At 65.5% G+C, this 22,876-nt stretch carries 22 protein-coding genes; 6 read left to right on the plus strand and 16 right to left on the minus strand.

All coding sequences use genetic code 11. From position 1 onward, the window contains the following. Positions 1–62 precede the first annotated feature (62 nt). The 8 genes from QFZ88_RS03195 to glyA form a co-directional block, all read right to left on the minus strand. Positions 63–1,265: an MFS transporter gene (locus tag QFZ88_RS03195; RefSeq protein ID WP_024926299.1), complete on the minus strand. Its 1,203-nt coding sequence runs from the start codon at positions 1,263–1,265 to the stop codon at positions 63–65. Further along, on the minus strand, positions 1,262–1,759 hold the full coding sequence (gene nusB, locus QFZ88_RS03200) for a transcription antitermination factor NusB (protein WP_024926298.1): 498 nt from the start codon (positions 1,757–1,759) through the stop codon (positions 1,262–1,264). Before nusB ends, QFZ88_RS03195 begins: the two co-directional genes overlap by 4 nt. Then, positions 1,756–2,250 carry a 6,7-dimethyl-8-ribityllumazine synthase gene (gene ribH, locus QFZ88_RS03205; RefSeq protein WP_024926297.1) on the minus strand — a complete coding sequence of 165 codons (495 nt, stop codon included), beginning with the start codon at positions 2,248–2,250 and terminating at the stop codon, positions 1,756–1,758. Before ribH ends, nusB begins: the two co-directional genes overlap by 4 nt. Before the next feature lie 94 nt (positions 2,251–2,344). Then, the gene (locus tag QFZ88_RS03210; RefSeq protein ID WP_024926296.1) at positions 2,345–2,962 is read right to left on the minus strand and encodes a riboflavin synthase; all 618 of its coding nucleotides are present in this window, start codon (positions 2,960–2,962) and stop codon (positions 2,345–2,347) included. Then, complete coding sequence (gene ribD, locus QFZ88_RS03215) at positions 2,962–4,041, minus strand: bifunctional diaminohydroxyphosphoribosylaminopyrimidine deaminase/5-amino-6-(5-phosphoribosylamino)uracil reductase RibD (protein WP_024926295.1); 1,080 nt, start codon at positions 4,039–4,041, stop codon at positions 2,962–2,964. Before ribD ends, QFZ88_RS03210 begins: the two co-directional genes overlap by 1 nt. Positions 4,042–4,092: 51 nt before the next feature. Further along, positions 4,093–4,557, minus strand: a complete 465-nt coding sequence (nrdR, locus tag QFZ88_RS03220; protein WP_024926294.1) for a transcriptional regulator NrdR — start codon at positions 4,555–4,557, stop codon at positions 4,093–4,095. A gap of 957 nt (positions 4,558–5,514) precedes the next feature. Beyond that, entirely contained in the window at positions 5,515–5,844 is a 330-nt protein-coding gene (locus tag QFZ88_RS03225) for a GlpM family protein (RefSeq protein ID WP_024926293.1), read from the minus strand. A 28-nt stretch (positions 5,845–5,872) separates the two neighbouring features. Then, complete coding sequence (gene glyA, locus QFZ88_RS03230) at positions 5,873–7,186, minus strand: serine hydroxymethyltransferase (RefSeq protein ID WP_024926292.1); 1,314 nt, start codon at positions 7,184–7,186, stop codon at positions 5,873–5,875. 210 nt (positions 7,187–7,396) lie between these two features. Between glyA and QFZ88_RS03235 the strand changes: the two genes are divergently transcribed. Both QFZ88_RS03235 and QFZ88_RS03240 read left to right on the plus strand, forming a co-directional pair. Continuing rightward, a complete protein-coding gene (locus QFZ88_RS03235) occupies positions 7,397–7,945 on the plus strand; it encodes a dihydrofolate reductase family protein (protein ID WP_024926291.1) in 549 nt (182 codons plus the stop codon). A gap of 336 nt (positions 7,946–8,281) precedes the next feature. Beyond that, the gene (locus QFZ88_RS03240) at positions 8,282–9,811 is read left to right on the plus strand and encodes an ABC-F family ATP-binding cassette domain-containing protein (RefSeq protein WP_024926290.1); all 1,530 of its coding nucleotides are present in this window, start codon (positions 8,282–8,284) and stop codon (positions 9,809–9,811) included. A 14-nt stretch (positions 9,812–9,825) separates the two neighbouring features. Here QFZ88_RS03240 and QFZ88_RS03245 read toward each other — a convergent pair whose 3' ends face one another. The 4 genes from QFZ88_RS03245 to QFZ88_RS03260 form a co-directional block, all read right to left on the minus strand. Then, complete coding sequence (locus QFZ88_RS03245; protein WP_024926289.1) at positions 9,826–11,511, minus strand: Na+/H+ antiporter; 1,686 nt, start codon at positions 11,509–11,511, stop codon at positions 9,826–9,828. Between the two features lie 206 nt (positions 11,512–11,717). Next, a complete protein-coding gene (locus tag QFZ88_RS03250; RefSeq protein WP_051504887.1) occupies positions 11,718–12,179 on the minus strand; it encodes an SRPBCC family protein in 462 nt (153 codons plus the stop codon). After that, complete coding sequence (locus QFZ88_RS03255) at positions 12,169–12,513, minus strand: ArsR/SmtB family transcription factor (RefSeq protein WP_024926287.1); 345 nt, start codon at positions 12,511–12,513, stop codon at positions 12,169–12,171. The genes QFZ88_RS03250 and QFZ88_RS03255 overlap by 11 nt, the downstream gene beginning before the upstream one ends. 182 nt (positions 12,514–12,695) lie before the next feature. Further along, positions 12,696–14,135 carry an MFS transporter gene (locus QFZ88_RS03260; protein WP_024926286.1) on the minus strand — a complete coding sequence of 480 codons (1,440 nt, stop codon included), beginning with the start codon at positions 14,133–14,135 and terminating at the stop codon, positions 12,696–12,698. Positions 14,136–14,278: 143 nt separating this feature from the next. Here QFZ88_RS03260 and QFZ88_RS03265 point away from each other — a divergent pair, with 143 nt between their 5' ends. After that, complete coding sequence (locus QFZ88_RS03265) at positions 14,279–15,172, plus strand: LysR family transcriptional regulator (protein ID WP_024926285.1); 894 nt, start codon at positions 14,279–14,281, stop codon at positions 15,170–15,172. Positions 15,173–15,226: 54 nt separating this feature from the next. Here QFZ88_RS03265 and QFZ88_RS03270 read toward each other — a convergent pair whose 3' ends face one another. The 4 genes from QFZ88_RS03270 to QFZ88_RS03285 form a co-directional block, all read right to left on the minus strand. After that, complete coding sequence (locus QFZ88_RS03270) at positions 15,227–16,480, minus strand: L,D-transpeptidase family protein (protein WP_024926284.1); 1,254 nt, start codon at positions 16,478–16,480, stop codon at positions 15,227–15,229. A gap of 400 nt (positions 16,481–16,880) precedes the next feature. Beyond that, positions 16,881–17,396 (minus strand): transcriptional regulator LdtR, encoded by a 516-nt coding sequence (gene ldtR, locus QFZ88_RS03275; RefSeq protein WP_024926283.1) that lies wholly within the window; start codon positions 17,394–17,396, stop codon positions 16,881–16,883. Positions 17,397–17,601: 205 nt separating this feature from the next. Continuing rightward, positions 17,602–18,024 carry a DUF6163 family protein gene (locus QFZ88_RS03280; RefSeq protein WP_024926282.1) on the minus strand — a complete coding sequence of 141 codons (423 nt, stop codon included), beginning with the start codon at positions 18,022–18,024 and terminating at the stop codon, positions 17,602–17,604. Further along, positions 18,021–19,058, minus strand: a complete 1,038-nt coding sequence (locus tag QFZ88_RS03285) for an enoyl-CoA hydratase/isomerase family protein (RefSeq protein ID WP_024926281.1) — start codon at positions 19,056–19,058, stop codon at positions 18,021–18,023. The genes QFZ88_RS03280 and QFZ88_RS03285 overlap by 4 nt, the downstream gene beginning before the upstream one ends. A gap of 156 nt (positions 19,059–19,214) precedes the next feature. On the opposite strand from QFZ88_RS03285, the gene QFZ88_RS03290 reads away from it, so the two are divergent. The 3 genes from QFZ88_RS03290 (at position 19,215) to QFZ88_RS03300 (ending at position 22,870) form a co-directional block, all read left to right on the plus strand. Continuing rightward, entirely contained in the window at positions 19,215–20,039 is an 825-nt protein-coding gene (locus QFZ88_RS03290; protein ID WP_024926280.1) for a DUF2066 domain-containing protein, read from the plus strand. A gap of 131 nt (positions 20,040–20,170) precedes the next feature. Then, entirely contained in the window at positions 20,171–21,202 is a 1,032-nt protein-coding gene (gene hemB, locus QFZ88_RS03295) for a porphobilinogen synthase (protein WP_024926279.1), read from the plus strand. Positions 21,203–21,211: 9 nt separating this feature from the next. Continuing rightward, a complete protein-coding gene (locus QFZ88_RS03300; RefSeq protein WP_024926278.1) occupies positions 21,212–22,870 on the plus strand; it encodes an alpha/beta hydrolase in 1,659 nt (552 codons plus the stop codon). The last annotated feature ends 6 nt before the right edge of the window (positions 22,871–22,876 follow it).

Below are 22,876 nucleotides of genomic sequence, written 5' to 3' on the forward strand. Positions count from 1 at the left end.
GTAAGCGCAATATTTTTATCTGGGCCGCGCGCGTTCGCGGCACCTATCCCGACAGCGTCGTGTCAGTTGGCTGCGCGCAAAGCCGTCATGCGAAGCCCGCCGAGCGCGACAAGGCACAGAAGCGATATCGGAAACACCACCCAGGCCAGCATGTTCCAGCCCCAGGCATTGTAGACCGCTCCTGACATCAGCGAGGCGAACGCCACCGCACCGAACAGCACGAGGTCGTGGAAACCCTGGATGGTTCCCTTCTCTTCCGGCCGGTAGCTTTCCGTCACCATGGCGGTCGAACCGATGAAGCCGAAATTCCAGCCGAGCCCAAGCAGGATCAGCGTGGTCCAGAACTGCCACAGCTGGATTCCCGAGAGCGCCACCACTGCGCAGGCGATCAACAAAACGAAGCCGATCGCCACGATGGCCGGAGCGCCGAAACGGTGAATGAGCCGCCCGGTAAAGAAGCTCGGCCCGAACATGGCCATTACGTGCCAGGAGATGCCGAGCGTCGCCTCGTCCGACGAGAGGCCGCAGCCGACCATGGCCAACGGCGCGCCGGTCATGACGAAGGTCATCAGCGTATAGGAGCCGACCGCGCACAAAAGCGCGATGAAGAAGCGCGGCTGGCTGATGATTTCGGCAAGCGGGCGACCACCGTCAGCGGCGACCTCGACGGTCTTGGTCGCATGGTTGGGGCGCAGGAAGAACAGGATCGCCGCGCCCAAGGCCACCAGGCCGAGGATCGAGGCAAAGGCGCCGGCAAAAGGCACCGGCGCCAGAAGGTCCTTGGTGAAGATCACCACCTGGGGGCCGAGGATGGCGGTTATGATGCCGCCGGCCAGGACGAAGGAAATGGCGCGCGCCTTGAATTCAGGCGGGGCGTTGTCGGCGGCGGCGAAGCGGAATTGCTGCACGAAGGCAGCACCCGCGCCGATGACCAGCAGGCCGAAGACGAACAGCCAGAAGCTCGACTGGAACAGGGCGATGGTGGCGACGAGCCCGGTCACGCCCGTGCCGACCAGAAATCCGTCGCGATGGCCGAGCTTGCGGATCAGCGCCGCCGAAGGCAGCGCGCCCACGGCCAGGCCGACCGAGTAACCGGTGAGCGGAGCGGTGGCCAGCGACTTGTCCGGCCCCAGCATATATTCGCCGGCCAGCGCGCCGAGCGCGAAACAGATCGGCCCGGCCGAGCCCAACACCGCCTGCGCGGCGGACAGGATGTAGGTCGTGCGGCGCGCCTCGTTTTGTGCGGCCGCCGTCACCACGCTCATCGTGCGTCCTTGCCTCTTCCCTCGCCGCGCATGCGGCGCGCCACACGGTCGAGCACGGCGTTGACCAGCTTCGGCTCGTCCTCGGAATAGAAGGCCTTGGCGATGTCGACATATTCGGAGACGATGACCGCCACCGGCACGTCCTCGCGCTTCATCAACTCGTAGACGCCTGCGCGCAGGATGGCGCGCAGCGTCGAATCGAGCCGCGACAGCGGCCAGTCGTCGGTCAGCGCCTGGCGGATCACCGGATCGACCGTCTTCTGGTTCTCCACCACGCCGGCCAGGATGGCGCGGAACCACTGCGCATCAGCCTCGCGGTAAAGCGCGCCGTCGACTTCCTTGCCGAGCCGGAAGGCCTCGTATTCGGCGGTGATCTCTAGCAGGCCGGAGCCGGCGACGTCCATCTGGTAGAGCGCCTGCACGGCGGCAAGCCGAGCGGCACCGCGCTTGTTGGCCTGGCGCGGAACGGAGCCGGGCTCGGACGGTTCGGTCACGATTGCGCTCCCAGTCTGTCTTTCAGCGCGATCATGGTGAGCGCGGCGCGCGCGGCGAAACCGCCCTTGTCGCCTTCGCTCTTCCTGGCGCGCACCCAGGCCTGTTCGTCGTTCTCGGTGGTCAGGATGCCGTTGCCGATGCAAAGCGATTCCTGCACCGAAAGGTCCATCAGCGCGCGGCTCGATTCGTTGGCCACGATGTCGAAATGATAGGTGTCGCCGCGAATGATCGAACCCAGCGCGACGAAACCGTCATACACCTTGCCGCCCTCGGCCATGCCGTCGAGCGCGAAGGCGATGACCGCTGGAATTTCCAGGGAACCCGGAACAGTGACGATGTCGCAGGTTGCGCCGGCTTCCTTGAGCGCGCTGGTGGCGCCGTCGAGCAATGCGTCGGCGAGGTCGTCGTGGAAACGCGCCTCGATGATGAGTAGATGGGCGTTCCGCTCGGGACGGATGAACGCCTTGCCGTGTTGGGATATGCCAGCCATGAAGGTCTCCGGGATTGCCGGTGACTTAGGCCGAAGCGGCGGCGGGCGCAAGCGACGTTTCAGTGTCTTGGCCGACCGGCGGCGTTCCGCTCCGTCAGAGCCCCTCTTTCGCGGCCTCCACCAGCCGCGCCGCATAGCGCGCCATGGTGTCGATCTCGAGATTGACGCGGTCGCCTGCCTGCCGGTCCGCCCAGGTGGTCACTTGCAGCGAATGGTGGATCAGAAGCACGTCGAAGCGTGTGCCTTCCACCTTGTTGACGGTGAGCGAGGTGCCATCCAGCGCCACCGAACCCTTCGGCGCGATGAACCTGGCGAGTTCGCGCGGCGCTTCCAGCGTGAAACGCACGGCATCGCCCTCGTCTTCCCGCGCCAGGATCGTGGCGGTGCCGTCGACATGGCCGGACACGATGTGGCCGCCCAGTTCGTCGCCGATCTTCAGCGCCCGTTCCAGATTGATGCGCGTGCCGGCCTGCCAGCCGGACGCCGTCGTCAGCCTCAGCGCCTCTTCCCACGCCTCGACCTCGAACCAGCGGGCGTTCGAGCCCTGTTCGGGCAGCGCCGTCACCGTCAGGCAGACGCCGCCGCAGGAGATCGAGGCGCCGAGGTCGATGGTGGCGGGATCGTATCCGGTGTCGATGCGCAGGCCGACGCCTTCCTTGCGCGGGCTGACGGCGGCGACGGTGCCGATGTCGGTGACGATGCCGGTGAACATCAGTAGAGATCCCTTATCCATTCGGTGGCGCGATCCTCGCCGAAGCGTGTCTCGCGCAATTTGCGGAAGCCGGCCGGAATGCTGCCCGCGTCGACGGGCGAGGCAATGCCGCCCTCGCCGATCGTCTCCGGCCCGGTGAACAGCACGATACGGTCGACCAGCCCCTCGTCGAGAAAGGCTTTCGCCACCTCCGCGCCGCCCTCGACCAGCACGCTCGCCATGCCGAGCGCGGCCAGATCCTCCATCAGTTCCGGCAAGGCGACGCGGCCATCGATCGTCTCGGTGCCGATGAAACGCACGCCGCGCCGTTCAAGCGCCGCCCGCCGATGCGGGTCGGCCTCGGCGCAGGCGGCGATGTAGAGCGGCACACGGTCTGCCTCGGCCACCAGCTTGGCGTTTTCCGGCAACCGGATATGGCGATCGAGCACGATGCGCGCCGGCGAACGAGTCTCCAGTCCGGGCAATCGCACGGTGAGCGCCGGATCGTCCTCCAGCGCGGTGCCGATACCGATCAGCACCGCGTCGGTCTCCGCCCGGATCAGATGCACCTCGCGCCGCGCCGCGTCGCCGGTGATCGATATCTGGCCGTCGCCCTTGCGGCCGATCATGCCGTCGGCCGACAGCGCAAGCTTCAGAACCACTTCAGGTCGTTTCTTGAGCGACCGGTTCATATAGCCGGCCATCTGTTCGGCGGCCTCCTCGGCCAGCAGCCGCTCGACCACCTCGACACCGGCGGCCCTCAAAATAGCGTAGCCCTTGCCGGACACCCGCGGATCGGGATCGCTGGCGGCCCCGACCACCCGGACGATGCCGGCCGAAACCAGCGCATTGGCGCAAGGCGGCGTGCGGCCGTGATGCGCACAGGGCTCCAGCGTCACATAGGCGGTGGCGCCTTGCGCCAGCACACCGGCCTCGGCCAGTGCCTCGGTTTCGGCATGCGGACGCCCGCCGATCGCCGTCACTCCGGTGCCGACGATCATCGGGCCATTGCCGTCGTCGCGCACGATGATGGTGCCGACGGAGGGGTTGGTGGCGGTGCGGCCGAGATTGCGCCGCGACAGGCGGATCGCCGCCGCCATAAAACGGCGGTCGAGGGCGTGCTGTTCTGGGCTGCTGTGCGAAACCACGGTCTAGCCGGCGTCCTCGTCGCCCTTCAGTTCGCCGAGCACGTCATGGAAATCCTTGGCTTCGCGGAAATTGCGATAGACGGAGGCGAACCGCACATAAGCGACGTCGTCCAGCGACTTCAACGCGTCCATCACCAGGCGCCCGACCTCGGCCGAGGGAATCTCGGTCTCGCCCGAGCTTTCGAGCTGGCGCACGATGCCGGTGACGGCCCGGTCGATGCGGTCGGGATCGACATTGCGCTTGCGCACCGCCGTCTCGACCGAGCGGGCGAGCTTGTCGCGGTCGAACGGCACCTTGCGGCCGGATTTCTTGACGACGACCAGATCGCGCAGCTGCACGCGCTCGAAAGTGGTGAAACGACCGCCGCAATCGGGGCAGACGCGGCGCCGGCGGATGGCGGCGCCATCCTCGGCGGGACGCGAATCCTTCACCTGCGTGTCTTCGGACTGGCAATAGGGGCAGCGCATGGTGAGCCTTGGCTAGCGATTCTGATTGCGCGGGAGGCTAGAGCCTTTCGGCACAAGTAGGAAGCGCGGATGCGGAATCCAATCGGTCGGTCGCGCTTGTGGTCTTCGACCGGCGGCCCGCAGTCGCGGGCTTGTCCCATCCCACGCCTTCGTCATTCCGGGCCAGCGAGGCGAAGCCGAGCGCCGACCCGGAACCCATTGGTCCCAGCGCATTGAGCACAGCCGGGACCTCGGTTCGCGTGGACAGCGGTGAAACATGCGGCGTCGGTTCGGCTGTCTGAACGGTCCAGAACGAGGACCGGGCCATGCTTGACGATGGTGCGGCCAATGGGTTCCGGCTCTCGCTGCGCTCGGCCGGAATGACGACGGCGGTACAGTCGCGTCGACGCGCGGTTGCGTTGATACACTTCTTCATCGCCACGCCCTGCTTTTCGCAGTCTGGCCATTGTCAAAAAACACTCCCGTTGCGGGAGGTGGGAAGCGGGGCGCCGGGTCGGTGCCTCTTAGCAAATAGCACGTGGCGCCTTCCGGGCGCCCCGCCGGTGTTCTTGCCCCGGACCGACCTCGCCGTCCTTCGCGACGGCAGACTTCGGGCCTCAAGCCGCCATTTTCGGCGGCCGGGTTTTTCCAGGGCCCGGACTTAGGGCTCGTCACCAGACACCGCCACCGTTAGCGCTGCCAGTCCGGCACCGGCGCCCTCCCTGATACCCGGTGCGCACCAGGTTCCCGTGAGGGCGATGGGCCGATTGTCAACTGAAGGCGAGTGGCGTGAATAAATCCGCGCGCGATTTCTCGCTCGGTTTTCGGCAAGGGATTGAACGGACAACGTTCTTTCTTTCGACCCGCGTCTTCCTCCACGCATCCAATCCACATCTTGCACCGCGCCGGTGATGTCGGCCGCGGTTTGGAACCAGCGCCGAAACAGAGCGATTCAAGCCAGCCGGGACCTGTTCCGGCTCAGAAATAGCGGGGCGCAAGGAAGATCGCGAGCGCGGCGACAAGCCAGACGACGAGGCCGCCGAGCACCGCCAGCCGGTAGTCGAGCGGATCGATCAGGAAATAACAGGCGCCGAGAAAGGCGAGATAGGCAGGGATGGTCTTGGCGCCGGCCAGACAGGCCTCGCGAAACCCGTCGGCGCCGCCCTTGGCACCGACGGCGAGCAGCGCGATGACGGCGAAGGTCGGGGCCAGCGGCAGGATGCCCGGCAACACATTGCCACGCTTCGAGGCCCAGACAATGAGCGCCGTCACCAGCCCGCCGACAACACCCTTCCACAGGATATCCATCGGCGGGTACCTTCTTTAAAACAACGGCTTAGCCGAGATAGGGATAGAGCGGGAAGCGGTCGGTGAGCGACACCACCTTGGCCTTCACCGCGGCCTCGACAGCGGCATTGCCCTCGTCGGAATTGGCCACCTTCAACCCGTCCAGCACCTCGGCGATCAGCTTGCCGATCTCGCGGAACTCGGCCTGGCCGAAGCCGCGCGTCGTGCCGGCCGGCGTGCCGAGGCGCACGCCCGAGGTGACGAAGGGCTTCTCGGGATCGAACGGGATGCCGTTCTTGTTGCAGGTGATGTTGGCGCGGCCAAGTGCTGCCTCGGCGCGCTTGCCGGTGGCGTTCTTGGGACGCAGATCGACCAGCATCAAATGGTTGTCGGTGCCGTTCGAGACGATGTCGAGGCCGGTTTCCTTCAGGCTTTCGGCCAGCGCCTTGGCGTTGGCGACGACGTTCTGGGCGTAGAGCTTGAAGTCGGGCTTCAGCGCCTCGCCGAAGGCCACCGCCTTGGCGGCGATGACGTGCATCAGCGGGCCGCCCTGCAAGCCGGGGAACACCGCCGAATTGACCTTCTTGGCGATGTCCTCGTCATTGGTCAGGATCATGCCGCCACGCGGGCCGCGCAGCGACTTGTGCGTGGTGGTGGTGACGACATGGGCATGCGGCAGCGGCGACGGATGCTGGCCACCGGCGACGAGGCCAGCGATATGGGCCATGTCGACCATCAGATAGGCGCCGATCGAATCGGCAATCTCGCGGAAGCGCTTCCAGTCCCAGACGCGCGAATAGGCGGTGCCGCCGGCCAGGATGAGCTTCGGCTTGTGCTGCTGGGCGAGCTTTTCGATCTCATCCATGTCGAGCAGATGGTCGTCCTTGCGCACGCCGTAGGAGACGACCTTGAACCACTTGCCGGACATATTGACGGGCGAGCCGTGGGTGAGATGGCCGCCGGAATTGAGGTCGAGGCCCATGAAGGTGTCGCCCGGCTGCAAGAGCGCCAGGAACACGGCCTGGTTCATCTGGGAACCGGAATTCGGCTGGACATTGGCGAAGTTGCAGGAAAACAGCTTCTTGGCGCGCTCGATGGCGAGCTCCTCGGCGACGTCGACGAACTGGCAGCCGCCATAGTAGCGCTTGCCCGGATAACCCTCGGCGTATTTGTTGGTCATGATCGAGCCCTGCGCTTCCAGAACGGCGCGCGAGACGATGTTTTCCGAAGCGATCAGCTCGATCTCGTGGCGCTGGCGACCGAGCTCGTTGCGGATCGAGCCGAAGATCTCCGGATCGACCTCCGCGAGCGGAGTTCCAAAGAAGGATTCGAGGGAGTTCGAAACGGCCGCTGCTGTTGCCATGCGCTGGGATCCTTGCTGTCAGGGAGTCACGGCGCCATTAACACAGTTGTATGCGCCCCGCCACGTTTGCGCTGCGAAATCCTCTGGCCGGATCGCGTCGTTTTTCGCAAACGCGCAGCCTCGCGAAATTGGCCGGTGCCAACGGCACGGGATTCCGCTTGCCATCCCCGCGATCCGATTGCAAAATGCAAGCGGATTGAGGAGGAAATCATGGCCACGACGATCTTTGCCAGTTCGATGTCGCTCGACGGCTATATCGCCGCGCCGTCGGGCGAACTGGTGTTGCCGGTGCCGGAAGCGCCGCTGCACCGGCATTTCAACCGGCTGATGGAAGCGACCGCCGTCGCCGTCTATGGCCGCAGGCTCTATGAGCTGATGCGCTACTGGGACACGGACGACGACGCCTGGCCGCCGGAAGCGTGGGAGTTCGCGCAGGCCTGGCGCGCCACGCCGAAATTCGTCTGCTCGACGACGTTGCGCGAGGTCGGCCCCAATGCGCGGCTGGTCAGCACGGACGCCGCCGGGACCCTGAAGCGCCTGAAGGCCGAGACCGATGGTCTTATCCTCGTCGGCGGCGCCGAATTCGCCGCCAGCATGGCCAGCCATGGCCTGATCGACGAATATCATCTTTATCTGCAGCCGGTGGTGCTGGGGGAAGGCAAGCCGTTTTTCGCGGACGGCAAGGCGATGACGCTGCGCCCGCTCAGCCAGGAACTGTTGCCGCAAGGTGTCGTGCTTGCACGTTACGCGCCGGCCTGACCGCCGCCGCTTGCGTGGAGACGCGACGACGTCTATCTATTTCGCGCAACCGTCGAGAAAGAAAGGAGGGCTGCGTGACCGGATTTAATCATCCCAGGTTTAATCACCATCGTCAGTGCGGCCCGAACCAGGCCCTGCAAATGCGTTTGCAGGGCTGACCTCAGGACGATCGCCTCACCGCATCTCTTTCTGGTCTGCCCCAAGGGGTAGCGCGACGCCGGCCAAGCCGCGTTCGCGTTTCGTCAAAACACCGAGCCAACGCAGTTCCGGCATGAGACGCCAGGCATAGGACATGCCCGGCCGCCGGCGCGGCTCGCGACAGACCAGAGAACGACCATGGCATTGATCAATCTGAAGGCACTCGGCGTCACCCTCGGCGCCCGCCTGTTTTCCAATCTCGACCTCTCGGTGGAGGCCGGCGACCGCGTCGGCATCGTCGCCGCCAATGGCCGGGGCAAGTCGACGCTGCTTCGCGTCATCGCAGGCGCGCTGGAACCCGGCGAAGGCGCTGTCACCCGCGCCCGCGGGCTCACCATCGGCCATGTCGAGCAGGATATAGCACCCGGCCTGCTCGCCCTGCCCTTTCACGAGGCGGTGCGACAGGCACTGCCGGCCGAACAGGCGGAGAGCGAAAGCTGGCGCGCCGATGTGGTGCTGGAGACCTTCGAGGTGCCGCAGGACTTGCGCGAGCGAGAACTCGGCGCGCTGAGCGGCGGCTGGCAGCGGCTCGCGCTTTTGGCGCGCGTCTGGATCAACGATCCCGACGCGCTTCTGCTCGACGAGCCGACCAACCATCTCGACCTCGCCCGCATCCGCTGGCTGGAAGACTGGCTGCGCGACCTGCCGCAGAGCATCCCGCTGATCGTCGCCAGCCACGACCGCGCCTTCCTCGACGCCGTCACCAACCGCACGCTGTTCCTGCGCGCCGAGGCGAGCCAGGCCTTCGCCCTGCCCTATTCGCGGGCGCGCGTCGCGCGGGACGAGATCGACGCCTCGCAGGAACGGCAGTTCCAGCGCGACATGAAGGCGGCCCAGCAATTGCGCCGGCAGGCGGCCAAGCTCAACAATATCGGCATCAACTCCGGCAGTGATCTCCTGGTCATCAAGACCAAGCAGTTGAAGGACCGTGCGGAACGGCTGGAGGATGCCGCCCGCCCCGCCCATCAGGAGCGTTCGGCCGGCGCCATCCGGCTCGCCAATCGCGGCACCCACGCCAAGCAGCTGGTGACGCTGGACGACGCCGAGGTGCGCACACCGGACGGCGCGCTGCTGTTCAAGACCGGCAAGCGCTGGATCTGCCAGGGCGACCGCATCGTATTGCTCGGCCGCAACGGCTCCGGCAAATCGCGACTGGTCGGCCTGGTGCGCGACGCGATTGCCGGCGTGGGCAGCGCTCAAGCCGGCATCCGCGCCACGCCGTCGCTGGCGCTCGGCCATGTCGACCAGGCGCTGTCCGACCTTGCCGACAGCGATACGCCCATGGCCGCCGTCGGGCGTCGTTTCGAGTTCGGCGACCCGCGTCTCAGGGCGCTGCTGGCCGGCGCCGGCATCGGCATCGACATGCAGGAGCGACCGATCGGCCGGCTGTCGGGCGGGCAGAAGGCGCGGCTGGCGATGCTGGTGCTCAGGCTCACCAATCCCAACTTCTACCTGCTCGACGAGCCGACCAACCATCTCGACATCGACGGCCAGGAAGCGTTGGAGAACGAACTGATGGTGCAGGAGGCGAGCTGCCTGCTGGTCTCGCACGACCGCAGTTTCGTGCGCGGCGTCGGCAATCGATTCTGGCAGATCGAGAACCGCAAGCTGATCGAGGTCGAGGGGCCGGAAGACTTCTTCGCCGCCGCCTCCGAAGACGGCCGCTGAGCCAAGGGCGGGCGCTATCGCTTGGCGCCCGCCTTCTTCGCCGCCGGCTTTTTCGCCCTGGCCGGGCTGTTTGCCTGCTTCCTGGCGCTGAGTGCCAGGCCGAGCATCACCTCGCCCATCACCGCGCGCATGGTGGTGTCGTTGATCTTGCGGGCTCTCAACAGATCGACAAGCGCGGCGCGCTCGGCATCAAGCGCTGCGTCGCGCATCGATTGCAGCACCGGCTGCATGTCCACGGCCGCCGGATCGTCCGCGTCGCCGGCGCCGAGCCGCTGCCGGTAATTGGGGATCAGCCGCTGCGAAACCGCCAGCCGCGCCTCGTGCAGCGCCGGGTCGGCATGCGCCTCGTCGACCATCTCTTCGATGCGCGCGATCGCCGCCTCGGCCGCGACTTGTCTCGCCAACCGCTCCTCATTGGCGTTCATGTCCTCGTCGTCGAGCGGGATGCCGCGCGCCACCACCGGCAGCGTGATGCTGGCCAGCACCAGCGAACAGATGATGACGCCGGCGGCGATGAAGACGACGAGGTCGCGCGCCGGAAAGGGCGGGCCGTTCTCCGAGATGACGAGCGGCAGCGACAAGATGCCGGCAAGCGTGATGGCGCCGCGCACGCCGGCCAGCGTCATCACCACCTTGAGCCGCGTGGTGAGCCGTAGCGACGCCCGCCCGCGCCAGCGATCGACCGCGCCGCGGACCGCCGAACCGAAGACGATCCAGGCGAAACGGATGGCAAGCAGGATCAGCGTCAGCGTGATCACCGCCAGCACCGGTTCCCAGATCGTGCCATAGAGCGACAGGTCCGGCGGGACGTTGCGGATGATCGTCGGCAGTTGCAGGCCGAGCAGCAGGAAGATGACGCCGTTGAAGGTGAAGGACAGGACTTCGATGAGCGCCATGTTCTGCATGCGCGCCGGGATCGACAGCGAGCCGAACAGGCCGGAGCGGCCGACATAGAGACCCGCCGTCACCGCCGCCAGGATGCCGGAGAAGTGAAACTGTTCGGCAAGGAGATAGGCAGCGAAAGGCAGCAGGATGAGGATCACCACTTCCACCTCGGGCCTGATGTCGCCGAGCCTGGCGACGATGCGCAGCGCCTTGGCCGTTGCCCACAACATGGCGAAACCGGCCAGCGCGCCGCCGAGCGCGACCAGGACAAAGGTCATCGCCGTCTCGCCGATCGAGAACTGGCCGGTGAGCGCGGCGGCCACAGCGAAGCGCAGCACGACAAGGCCCGACGCATCGTTGAGCAGCGATTCGCCTTCCAGGATGTGGCGGATATGGGCGGGAACCAGATCGCGCCCGACAATCGAGGACACTGCGACGGCATCGGTCGGCGACAGCACGGCGGCCAGCGCGAAGGCGACGGGCAGCGGCACCTGCGGCAGCAGCCAATGCAGCGCGTAGCCGAAGACAACGACGGTGAAGAAGACGAGCCCGAAAGCCAGGCCAAAGATGCGCGGCGCCAATTCGGCGAATTCGCGCTTCGGCAGCAGCAGGCCGTCGATAAACAGAAGCGGCGGCACGAACACCAGAAGGAACAGTTCCGGTTCCAGCTCGACCCTCAGCCCGTCGATCGGCCAGGCGAGCAAAATGCCGAGCCCGATCTGGATGATCGGCAGCGGCAAGGGCAGGATGCGCACCAGAACGCCGGAGGCGGCGACCAGGACGAGAAGCAGGAGGATCAGTGTCGCGACGGCCAAGCGTTTCTCCAGGGGTGACGGGCTCGACCTCCCCGGACATAGGGGCCGAAGCGGCAAGCCGCGTCAAGAAAAAGCCGCCCCGGCGCGGTGACTTTCACCCGCCGGACGGCTTTTTTCTCTTCCTGGACAATCGCTTATCTCGAAATCGTGATTCGATCTCGCAACGGCGTGAGTTCCGTTCCCCGCGTAGAGCGTCGGTCGAGGAACTACGCGGCGAGCAAACGCGCCAGCTTGTCGAAGCATTCCTGCCAGCCTTCGGCGTTGCCGTCGCGATGCGCCTGTTCGCGGAAGCCGCTCTGGTGGAAAGTCATCTCGGTGCCGCTATCCACCGCGCGGAAAGTAACGGTGATGACGGTCTCGGGACCGGCAAAGGCGCTGTGGGCCTGGGTCAGGGTGAGCACCAGGCGCTCCGGCGGCGCGATCTCGCGGAAGACGCCGTTTTCGACGAATTCGTCGCCCTTGTCGGAGCGATAACGCAGACGCCAGGCCCCGCCGGGGCGGGCATCGACGGTGCAGTCCGTCGTTGCATAAGTGTCCGGCGCGAACCAGTCGCGGATCGCTTCCGCCGTCACCCATTGCGCGAAAACCAAAGACGGCGGAGCCTGAAACCGACGGGTGATCGTCAGATCGAGCATGACCGCCGCGGTGGTCTTGTCCTTATGCGTCATTGTCGCCTCCTGTTTGCAAACGCGTGAGGCGCGCATCCAGCCGATCGAAGCGGCTGTTCCACAGCGCCCGGTAATCGTCCAGCCAGGCATCGATGCCGGCAAGCGGTTCAGCGCGGATTTGGCTCGGCCGCCGCTGCGCGTCGCGACCGCGCGTCACCAGCCCCGCCGCCTCCAGCACGCCGATGTGTTTCGACACCGCGCGCACCGTCATGTCGAACGGCACCGCCAGTTCGGCCACCGACGCCTCGCCATGGCGCAGCCGGTCGAGGATCGCCCGACGCGTCGGATCGGCCAGCGCGGCGAAGGTGAGGCTCATCGGGTCCTGGTGTTGCATATATGGAACCACTTAGTTCTGGAACTAATTGGTTCTATACAACGGAAAACACAAAAGATCAAATATGCACCCGCGCTCCGCGACACGACAGGGACGGCAATCGCGAGCGTAAGAGGAGAATCCCTTTCGAAATTAAGGCCTTATGCCCGAGTTCCGATTCAATGCGCGATGCGCCGGCATCGTCACCCGCGATCCTCAGCCAGGGCGACGTCGAGGCGCCGGCGGCTGAGATAGCCGATGGCAATCGCGGCGAGCATCAAACCACCGGCCACCGCGAAGGAGGTCCGCATGCCGGCGGCGACGGCTTCGGGCGGCGCGGCGGCGCCGTCGATCGCACCCGAGGCCAGGGCGAACACCGCGCCGATGACCGAGGCCCCGATGATCAGCCCGAGATTGCGCGACAGGCTGAGCATGCCGGAAACGACACCGCGACGGTCGGGCGCCACATCCATCATCACCGCCGTGTTGTTGGCGGCCTGAAACAGCTGATAGCCGGGGGTGAGCACCGCGATGCCGGCGATGTAACCGGCAACGCCCGCGGCCGCCGGCATCGTGGCCAGTGCGAACGCGCCGGCCGCCATCAGCGTCAGCCCGACGAGAACGACGGCCGACGCCCCCAGCCGGTCGACGACGCGGCCGGCCGGAATGCCGGTCAATGTCGCGATGACCGGGCCGACCGACAGCACCAAGCCGACGGAAGCGGCGTTCAGGCCGAGCGCACGGGAGAGATAGAACGGACCGACCACGAAGGTCGCCATCATCACCGTGGACACCAGCATGTTCATGGCGAGGCTGCCGCTCAGCCCGGCGTTGCGGAAGGCGGACGGGCGGATCAGCGGCGAGGCCACCCTCGCCTCGACCAGCAGGAACAGGCCCCCGGCCACAAGGGCGCCGGCGAGCAGCACCGCGTTCGACCAGCCGAAGCGCCCGCCCCCGCTGGTCGCGGCGAGCGCGAAGGCGGCAAGTGCTGCGCCGAGCAGCAGCGTGCCGGGCCCGTCGAAACCGGCGGCCTTTTGCGCAGGCCTCGATGCAGGCAGGAAACGGGAGGCGAGCAGGAGGTTCAGAACGCCCAGCGGCACCATGACAAGGAAGATCGCGCGCCAGCCGGCCGACGCGAGCAAAAAACCGCCGAGCGAGGGACCGAGCGCCGTGCCGATCGCCGACATGGTGCCGAGCAGCCCCATCGCGCTGCCGGTCTTGCCGTCGGCGACGATGTCCCGCACCGATGCAATGGTCAGCGCCATCAGGACGGACGCTCCCAGCCCCTGCAAGGCTCGGGCCGCCACCAGCATCCAGAGCGACGAGACGAGGCCGCAGGCGGCAGAAGCCAGCATGAACAAGGCAATACCGAAAAGCAGGACACGTTTGTGCCCAAAGATGTCGCCAAGCCGCCCCGCGCTGACGATCATGATGGTGACGGCGAGCAGATAGGCCAGAACGACCCACTGCACGTGCTGGAATGGCGCATCGAAGGCCTGGGCCAGCGCAGGCAAGGCGACATTGGCGATGCTGATGCCGAGCGACGACAAGAGCATGGAGAGCGCCAGGCTGGCCAGCACCCAGCCGCTGACCCGCGGCTTTGCCCCGCTTCGCTCCGCGGCGCCGTTCGTGTTCGATTGCATGGTGAGCTCCAACGTTGACCGACCTCGAAAATGGTCGACAGACAGGTAGCTCCTGGCCAAACATGGCGGAAGGCGCATCATTTGCATTTCATTCGTGCATGAAACGCCTCATCAAATCGCCTCGACTGCGTTATGCTCGATCGATGACGCGCCCCGACCTCAATCTCCTCGTCACCCTGGACGTGCTGCTTGCCGAAGGCAGCGTGGCGCGCGCCGCGCGGCGGCTGCGGCTAAGCCCCTCCGCGATGAGCCGCGCGCTGGCCCGGCTGCGCGAGACGACGGGCGATCCGTTGCTGGTGCGTGCCGGTCGCGGCCTCGTCCCGACACCGCGCGCGCTGGAATTGCGCGAACGCGTCGGCCAGATCGTCGAGGACGCGGAAGCCGCCCTGCGTCCGGCCGAGGCGCTCGACCTGACACGGCTGGTACGCACCTTCACGATGCGCAATTCCGACGGGTTCGTCGAAAATTTCGGGCCACGCCTCATCGCCCGCGTCAGTGAGCAGGCACCCGGCGTGCGCCTGCGTTTCGTGCCGAAGCCCGACAAGGACAGTGCGCCGCTGCGCGAAGGCAGCGTCGATCTGGAAACCGGTGTCATCGGCGACACGACAGGTCCCGAAATCCGCGCGCAGGCCCTTTTTCACGACCGCTTTGTCGGCGTCGTGCGCACCGGCCATCCCTTGTGCGAGGGCCGGGTCACGCCCGAGCGCTATGCAGCCGGTCGCCATATCCTCGTCTCGCGGCGCGGTTCCGACAAGGCGCCCATCGACGATGCGCTGGAGCCCTTTGGATTGAAGCGCGAAATCGTCACCATCGTCGGCGGTTTTTCGGAAGCGCTGGCCTTTGCACGGGCGACCGACCTGATCGCCAGTGTCCCCGAACGTTATACGGGGCACCTGCGCGACGGCATGTTCCGGTTTCCCCTGCCGGTGCCGGTGCCGGAATTCACGATCTCGCTTCTGTGGCACCCTCGCCTGGACGCTGACTCGGCGCATCGCTGGCTGCGCGGATGCGTGCGCGACGTCTGCCTGGAAAAATGAAACGGCCACCGGCGCTGCCGCGGTGGCCGTGACTGAATTTGATCGGCGCGCTGCTTAGAGCGACGAGGTGATCTGCAACTCGTCGACGCCGTCGCGACGATAGACGTCGTCGCGGAACTGCACCACGCCAGTGCCTGTCGACCAGGCCGAAATATAGGTGAAATAGACCGGCACCGGATTGGTGACCGCGACCGGCGTGTTGTTGCCGGACTTGATCGTCTCCTCGAAATGCTGGCGGCTCCAGCCGGCCGTATCGCGCAGGATCCAGGTGACGAGGTCGCGCACGTTCTGCACGCGCACGCAGCCCGACGAATCGAAACGCATCAGCTTGCCGAACAGGCTCTGCTGCGGCGTGTCGTGCATGTAGACGCCGTCCGGGCTCGGGAAATTGATCTTGACCGAGGCCATCGCATTGCCGGTGCCCGGATCCTGGCGGAAGCGGTACTTAGCGGCTTCCTCGGTCGACCAGTCGACGGTGGTCGGATCGACCTCCGAGCCATCGGGCGCGAGCAGGCGGATGTGGCTGTCCTTCAGATAGTTCGGGTTTTTCCGCATCAGCGGAATGATGTCCTTGCGGACGATCGAGACCGGCGCGTTCCAGTACGGATTGACGATGATCTCGTTGATCTTGGAATTCACGATCGGGGTCTGGCGATCGATCTTGCCGACAATGGCGGTGTGGCGCAGCACGACGCGATCGCCCTCGACCGCCTCGATCTGCGCGGCCGGGATGTTGACCATCACATAGCGGTTGCCGAGGAAGCCGCCCATCGAGCGCAGCCGCACCAGATTGGTTTCGAGCTGGCCGAGGCGCACCTGCGCGGAGACATTCATGGCGGCGAAGGTGTATTTGCCGGTGACGCCGTCGGCCGGAAGGCCATGACGGGTCTGGAAGCGCTTCAGGGCCGAATCGACGTAGGAATCGAAGGATTCCGACAGGCCGGCGCTCGCCGACAGATCGCCGGAGACCATCAGCCGCTTGCGCAGCACGGCGACATCGGCATCGGAAACGCCGAGTTGCAGCTTCTTGGTGGCCGGCACCTGCGGCCAGCCGCCCTGGGCGACGATGTCGCGATACTGGGCAATGGCTTGCTCGGTATAGGTCACCGTCTGCGGGCTGAAGATCGGCAATGTCGATGCGACCTTGCCGGTTTCCGTGGCGCGGGCGTCGAACGTGTCGTCCCAGCCGCCCTGCCCCGAGGCCTTCAGGATTCCGTCAACGGCGTCCTGGGCGCTGGCGGCGCCGGCGGCAAATGCCACGGCGAGCGCGGAAGCTCCGGTGAGAAACAGGCGGCGACTGGTGTTCATAAGCGTTCCAGACTTGTTCAACAGTTCGACGATCGGCCACTTGACCCTAGCGATTGGGTCCGCACTTTATGGTTGCCATTCTTAACATTTAGCCAACCATACCTCGCATTTCCTTGCGGGAGAACGCCCGACTGCGAGTGAGGTTCCCGCCAGCCTGCTGCCGGCGACACCGTTCGCCTCCTCGCTTTCATCGGAATATGGCGGCAATTGGGCATCGGCCCCGCCATAGATGCCGGCACCGCATGAAAGAAAGGGCCAGTGCCTTTTCAGCACCGGCCCAGTCCGGAGATCTCGATCTCCTCCTCCCCGCTCTCTGGCGTGGTATTTCGATGCAGCGGCAGGGCCGCGCAAAACCATTGCCCGCCGGCTTGGCCGGCGGGCAACAGTTGATATCGGCCGCTTACATGCGGTAGGCGATGGTGTCGTTCCAGAAGCGGTCCAGGCGCTGCAGGGCGCGGTTCATCTGCTTGAACTCGTCCTGGTTGATGCCGCCGACCTGTTCGATCGAGCCGATGTGGCGCTCATAGAGACCGGCCACCACTTCCGCCACTGCATTGCCCTTGTCGGTCAGGCTGACGCGGACCGAACGGCGGTCGATGCGCGAGCGCTGGTGGTTGATGAAACCGAGATCGACCAGCTTCTTCAGGTTATAGGACACGTTCGAGCCGAGATAATAACCGCGCGAGCGCAGTTCACCGGCGGTCAGTTCAGCATTGCCGATATTGAAGAGCAGCAGTGCCTGAATGGCATTGATGTCGGAACGGCCGTTGCGGTCGAATTCATCCTTGATCACGTCAAGCAAACGGCGGTGCAGACGCTCGACCAGCTGGAGGGATTCCATGTAGAGCGTGCGGATGGAGTCACGACGTTCATCGATAACGTTGGCGGTCTTCGCCATGGGACGCGAATTGATCATTGTCTTTGCCTCTCGTTTGTCGCCTGGTGACTTTTTTGTTTTTGTCACCTTGATCGCGACACTATCGAATACCCATAAAATTCGACTTAAACGCCAGGGCTAACAAGAGCTTACCGGTAAGAGGTTTCGATAGAGGGTTAATAAAAACCCTGCCGAGGGGAGAAAATTAACCTAAAGATTTAGCGAATGACCGAAAGGCCCGGAATCACTGCCTTTGGCGGCGCTGCTGCAGGTGCACCAATACTCTAAGGACAGTGTAGATCACCGCGACCGCCGCATGAGCCGCCACGATCAGCCAGCGTTCGCCGAACAGCTGCGGATAGCCCGCATACATAATTGTCTCGGTCAGCGCGCAGATAAACCAGATCACCGGCCCCCATGACGCCAGCATCCAGAGGCCGGCGGCGGCGAAAGGAAAGAAGACGGCCAGCGTCGCCGCCGCCAGTTGCCAATGCACCGGCATCAGGTCGAAGCGCCACAGCGGACCGGGGTAGAAGCCGATCAGCCGGATCCAGTAGAGAACGCCGAACATCAGGCAATAGACAGCGACGATGCGCTGGAACCACTCGAAGATGAGTTCCGTCAGCGACGGTTCAAGCACGACACGGCTCTGCGCGGCGTCGTTCACAGCGCAAGTTCCCGCTCGCCAAGCGGCGCGAAATAGCCATCGACGTCGGCGGGCCCGATCGAACCCAGTCCCGCAGGACGCCATTTCGGCTGACGATCCTTGTCGACGATCGCCGCGCGAATGCCTTCATAGAAGTCGTGGCCTTCGAGCATGCGCACCAGAATGCGGAACTCCATGCGCATGCAATCGTCCATCGACAAGGCGAGGCCGGCGCTGATCTGGCGAAACGCCACGTTGAGGCTGGTGGGCGAGCGCTGGGCGAGCGTCGCCAGCGTCTTGGCCGCGAATTCGTCCTTGCCGGCCTCGAGGCTGGCGACGACACCGGCCAAAGTGTCCTTCGAGAAATGATATGCGATGGCCCCGAGCAACGGGCGCTCGGTTTCGCGCGCCGCCTGGATGAAATAGCTGCGCAGCACCGCGTCCGGTTCACCGGTCTCGGTCAGTTGCTGCACGAAGCCGGCCTGGTCGGCCGCCTTGATTGTGTGGGTGGCCAGCCCCGACCACAATGCGTCGCCATAGCGGATGCGCTCGCCGGTCAACGCCAGATACATGCCGAAGCTGCCGCCGAGATCGGGCAGGAGATGGCTGCCGCCGACATCCGGGAAGAAGCCGATACCGACTTCCGGCATGGCGAAAAGCGCGTTTTCAGTCAAAACCCGGTGCGAACCGTGGAAGGAAATGCCGACGCCGCCGCCCATGACGATGCCGTCGATGAGCGATACATAGGGTTTGCGGTAACGGGCGATATAGGCGTTCAGCCGGTATTCGTCGGCGAAGAATTCGACCGGCGGCCTGCCGGCCTTGCCGCCTTCATAGACAGCCAGGATGTCGCCGCCGGCGCAAAACGCCCTGCCCTCGGCCTTGACCAGCACCAGCTCGACGGCGGCATCCGCCTCCCAGGCCTCAAGCGCGCGCATCAGCGCCTTGACCATGCCATGGGTGAGCGCGTTGAGCGCCTGCGGGCGGGTCAGCGTCACGACGCCTGCCCGGCCCATTCTTTCGAAGCGGATTTCGTCGCCGCCGCCAAAGTCCATAGCCAAGAGAATCCCTTCGAGCCCGCCACAGAAGTGCTAAGCGCCGCCCTTGGGCGCGTCAATGCCGCACGGCTCGCGCCGATTGGCCGTTGGAAAAGCCAATGCTACTGTCCCGCCCGGCCACGCAGCAGGGCGTGGCGCTTGGTGGGGTGAGCGATGACCATCGGCCGTCGACTGATGTTTGCGTTGCTCATGCTTATGGGTGCGGGCCTTGGCAGTCTTGCCCTCGCCGATCCGCTTTCCGACCTCTATCAGGCCAAGGCCATCGTCACCGGAACCGGCGAGACCAACCGCGAACTCGGTTTCCGCAAATGCCTCGACGACGTGTTGCTGCGCGTTTCCGGCGATCAGCGCCTGCTCAGCCGCCGCGAAATGCCGGCGCTGCGCGACAGGGCCGGCAGCTTCGTCGCCGAATTCCGCTATCGCGACCGGCTGGAGGGCCGTCCGGTGCGCGACGAACAAGGCACGCATGACCGGCCGCACGACCTGACATGCCTGTACAAGCCAGAGACCGTCGACGCGGTGCTGAAATCGCTGGGCAGCAGGCCATGGCTGGACAAGCGGCCGAAACTGGTCGTGCTGCTGGGCGTAAAGAACGCCAAGGGAAGTTATGTCCTGGCTTCCGACGAGGCCAGCGGCCGGTACATGCAGGAATCGCTGCTCGCCGCCGCGCAACTGCCGTCGTTGTCGATCGCGATACCGCCGCGCGCCTTGCTGGCCAGGGACAAGTTCGACTTCAATGCATTGCAGGGTGCCGGGATCAAGGATCTCGACACGATCGCGATCACCGCCGATGGCGACCAAGCCCTGGCCGGATCGCTCACCTGGAGCGACAAGGACCTTGGCTGGGTGGCCGAGTGGCGGCTTGCCGTCAAGGGCAAGGTGTGGCGCTGGGGCGCGCGCGGCATTTCCTTCGACGATGCCTTCCGTTTAGCCATGCGTGGTGCTGCCCAAATCCTGTCGGGCAACGGCCAGCCTTAGCCTCTCCATCCATAGTGTGGGCGCACCGGGTGCGACCATCCGCGCCGGCCGCTTCCGCCCCTGGTACAACCATGCCGCATTGGTCGCTTTGGCACGGGCATGATAGAAAACGGCCAATCGGAGTTATCGCCATGAACAAGTTCGTCCCGGCAAAACCGGCCGGCACCCGCAGCGTCGACGAGATCACCGGCTCGCGCCGCCTGCGCCGCATGCGCAAGGCCGACTGGTCGCGCCGTCTCGTGCAGGAGAACCGGCTGACCGTCGACGATCTGATCTGGCCGATCTTCCTGACCGGCGGGTCCAATGTGCGCGAGCCGATCGACGCGATGCCGGACGTTTTCCGCCTCAGCATCGACCAGGCGGTTCGCGAGGCGGAGCGCGCCGCCAAACTGGGCATTCCGGCGCTGGCGACCTTCCCGAACATCGACGCGCGTCGCAAGGACGTGACCGGCTCGCACATTCTGGACCCCGACAACCTGATCAACGCCGCAACCCGCGCCATCAAGGCAGCCGTTCCGGAAATCGGCATCATCACCGATGCCGCGCTCGACCCCTTCACCAGCCACGGCCATGACGGCATCCTGCGCGACGGCATCATCGTCAATGACGAGACGGTCGAACAGGTCGCGGCCGCCGCCGTGCTTCAGGCGGCCGCCGGCTCCGACATCGTCGCGCCGTCCGACATGATGGACGGCCGCATCGGCGCCATCCGCGACGCGCTCGACGCCAACGGCTTCCAGGACGTGGCGATCATGTCCTACGCGACCAAATTCGCTTCTGCCTTCTACGGCCCGTATCGCGAGGCGATCGGCACGCAAGGCCTGCTGAAGGGCGACAAGAAGACCTATTACATCGACCACGCCAATTCGGACGAGGCGGTGCGCGAAGCCGAGCAGGACCTCGCCGAAGGCGCGGACATGCTGATGGTGAAGCCCGGCCTGCCCTATCTCGACATCATCCGCCGTCTGAAGGACGAATTCCGCGTGCCGACCTTCGCCTACCAGGTGTCGGGCGAATATTCGATGATCAAGGCAGCAAGCGCCAATGGCTGGATCGACGGCGAAAAGGCGATGCTGGAATCGCTGCTTGCCCTCAAGCGCGCCGGCTGCGACGGTATCCTCACCTATTTCGCGCCGCGCGTGGCCGAGATCCTGAAAGGCTGAGCCTCGCTTATGGTGTTCCGGTGGGCAGCAAGGACAATCGACGCCTTCTCGCTGACCGGACTGGCCCTGGCGACGCTGTTTTTCTGCGCGTCGCTTTCGCCGAGCCTCATCCCGCGTGACGGCATCACGCAAGGGGTGCTGTCGGGCTTGAGCTTCTCCGCCGGCTACGGCGTCGGCGTCGCCTTGCGCGCGCTCTGGACCTATATGGGATTGCCCGTTGCCGACATCCGCCGGCTGGCTGTTCCCTATTGGGCGATCATCCTGGCCTGCATCGCGGCGGCCGTCATCTTCCTGGTCCAGGCGTCCGGCTGGCAGGATTCCATCCGCGTCCTGATGGGCATGCAACCGGCCGACAAGATCGGACCGATCCAGGTCGCGGCGATCGCGCTCGTCACCTTCGCCATCGTCATCTTGATCGCCCGGCTGCTGGCCCGCATCTTCCGCGGCATCGCAAGCCGCCTGCGCCCCTATGTGCCGAGGCGCGTCGCCGGCGTCGTCGGCCTCGCCGTCACCGCGCTTCTGTTCTGGTCGGTGGTCGACGGGGTGCTGCTGCGCTTCGCGCTGCGGGTGATGGATTCGTCCTATCGTGAGGTCGACCAGATCGTCGACGCGGATGTGAAGCCACCGGCCAACCCGCAAAAGACCGGCGGTCCCACCTCGCTGATCGGCTGGCAGGGCCTTGGCAAGATGGGGCGCGACTACATCGCCTCGGCGCCGACCGGGAGCGAAATCGCCAACCAGACTCATCAGGACGCAAAGGAGCCGATCCGCGTCTATGCCGGCTTGAACTCAGCCAGGACTGTCGAGGAGCGGGCCAAGCTGGCGCTCGACGAACTGGTGCGTGTCGGCGGCTTCGAGCGCTCGGCGCTCATCATCATCACGCCGACCGGAACCGGCTGGGTCGATCCCGCCGGTATCGACCCAGTCGAATATCTGCACCACGGCGACATAGCGAGCGTCGCCATACAATATTCCTACCTGCCGAGCTGGCTGTCGCTGCTGGTCGAGCCCGGTTACGGTTCCGAGGCCTCGCGCGCGCTGTTCGCGCAGATCTACGGCTACTGGAAACAACTGCCGAAGGACAAGCGCCCGAAACTCTATCTCTATGGCCTCAGCCTCGGCGCGATGAATTCGGACCTGTCGAGCGATCTCTATGACGTCGTCGGCGATCCCTATCAGGGCGCGCTCTGGGCGGGACCGCCCTTCCCGAGCCGCACCTGGAACACCGCCACCGCCAGCCGCGTCGCCGGTTCGCCAGCCTGGCTGCCGCGCTTCCGCGACGGCTCGATCATCCGTTTCACCAACCAGCACAACGCCCTTGGCCTCGACGGCGCGCCGTGGGGGCCGATCCGGATCGTCTATCTGCAATATGCCAGCGATCCGATCGTCTTCTTCGACCCCTACTCGGCATTCCGCCAGCCCGCCTGGATGAAGGGCGAGCGCGGCCCCGACGTCTCGCCGCGTTTCCGCTGGTTCCCGATCGTGACGCTGCTGCAGCTGACCGTGGACATCGGGCTCGGCACCACCGCGCCGATGGGGCATGGCCACGTCTATGCCCCGGAACACTATATCGATGCCTGGGTGGCGGTTTCCCAGCCGCCCGGCTGGACGGCTGAGAAGATCGACGCGCTGAAGGCCTATTTCGTCTCCCAGCGCCCGGCCGGCTGATCCCGA

This window comes from Mesorhizobium sp. YL-MeA3-2017 (assembly GCF_030814575.1).
GTDB lineage: Bacteria > Pseudomonadota > Alphaproteobacteria > Rhizobiales > Rhizobiaceae > Mesorhizobium > Mesorhizobium terrae.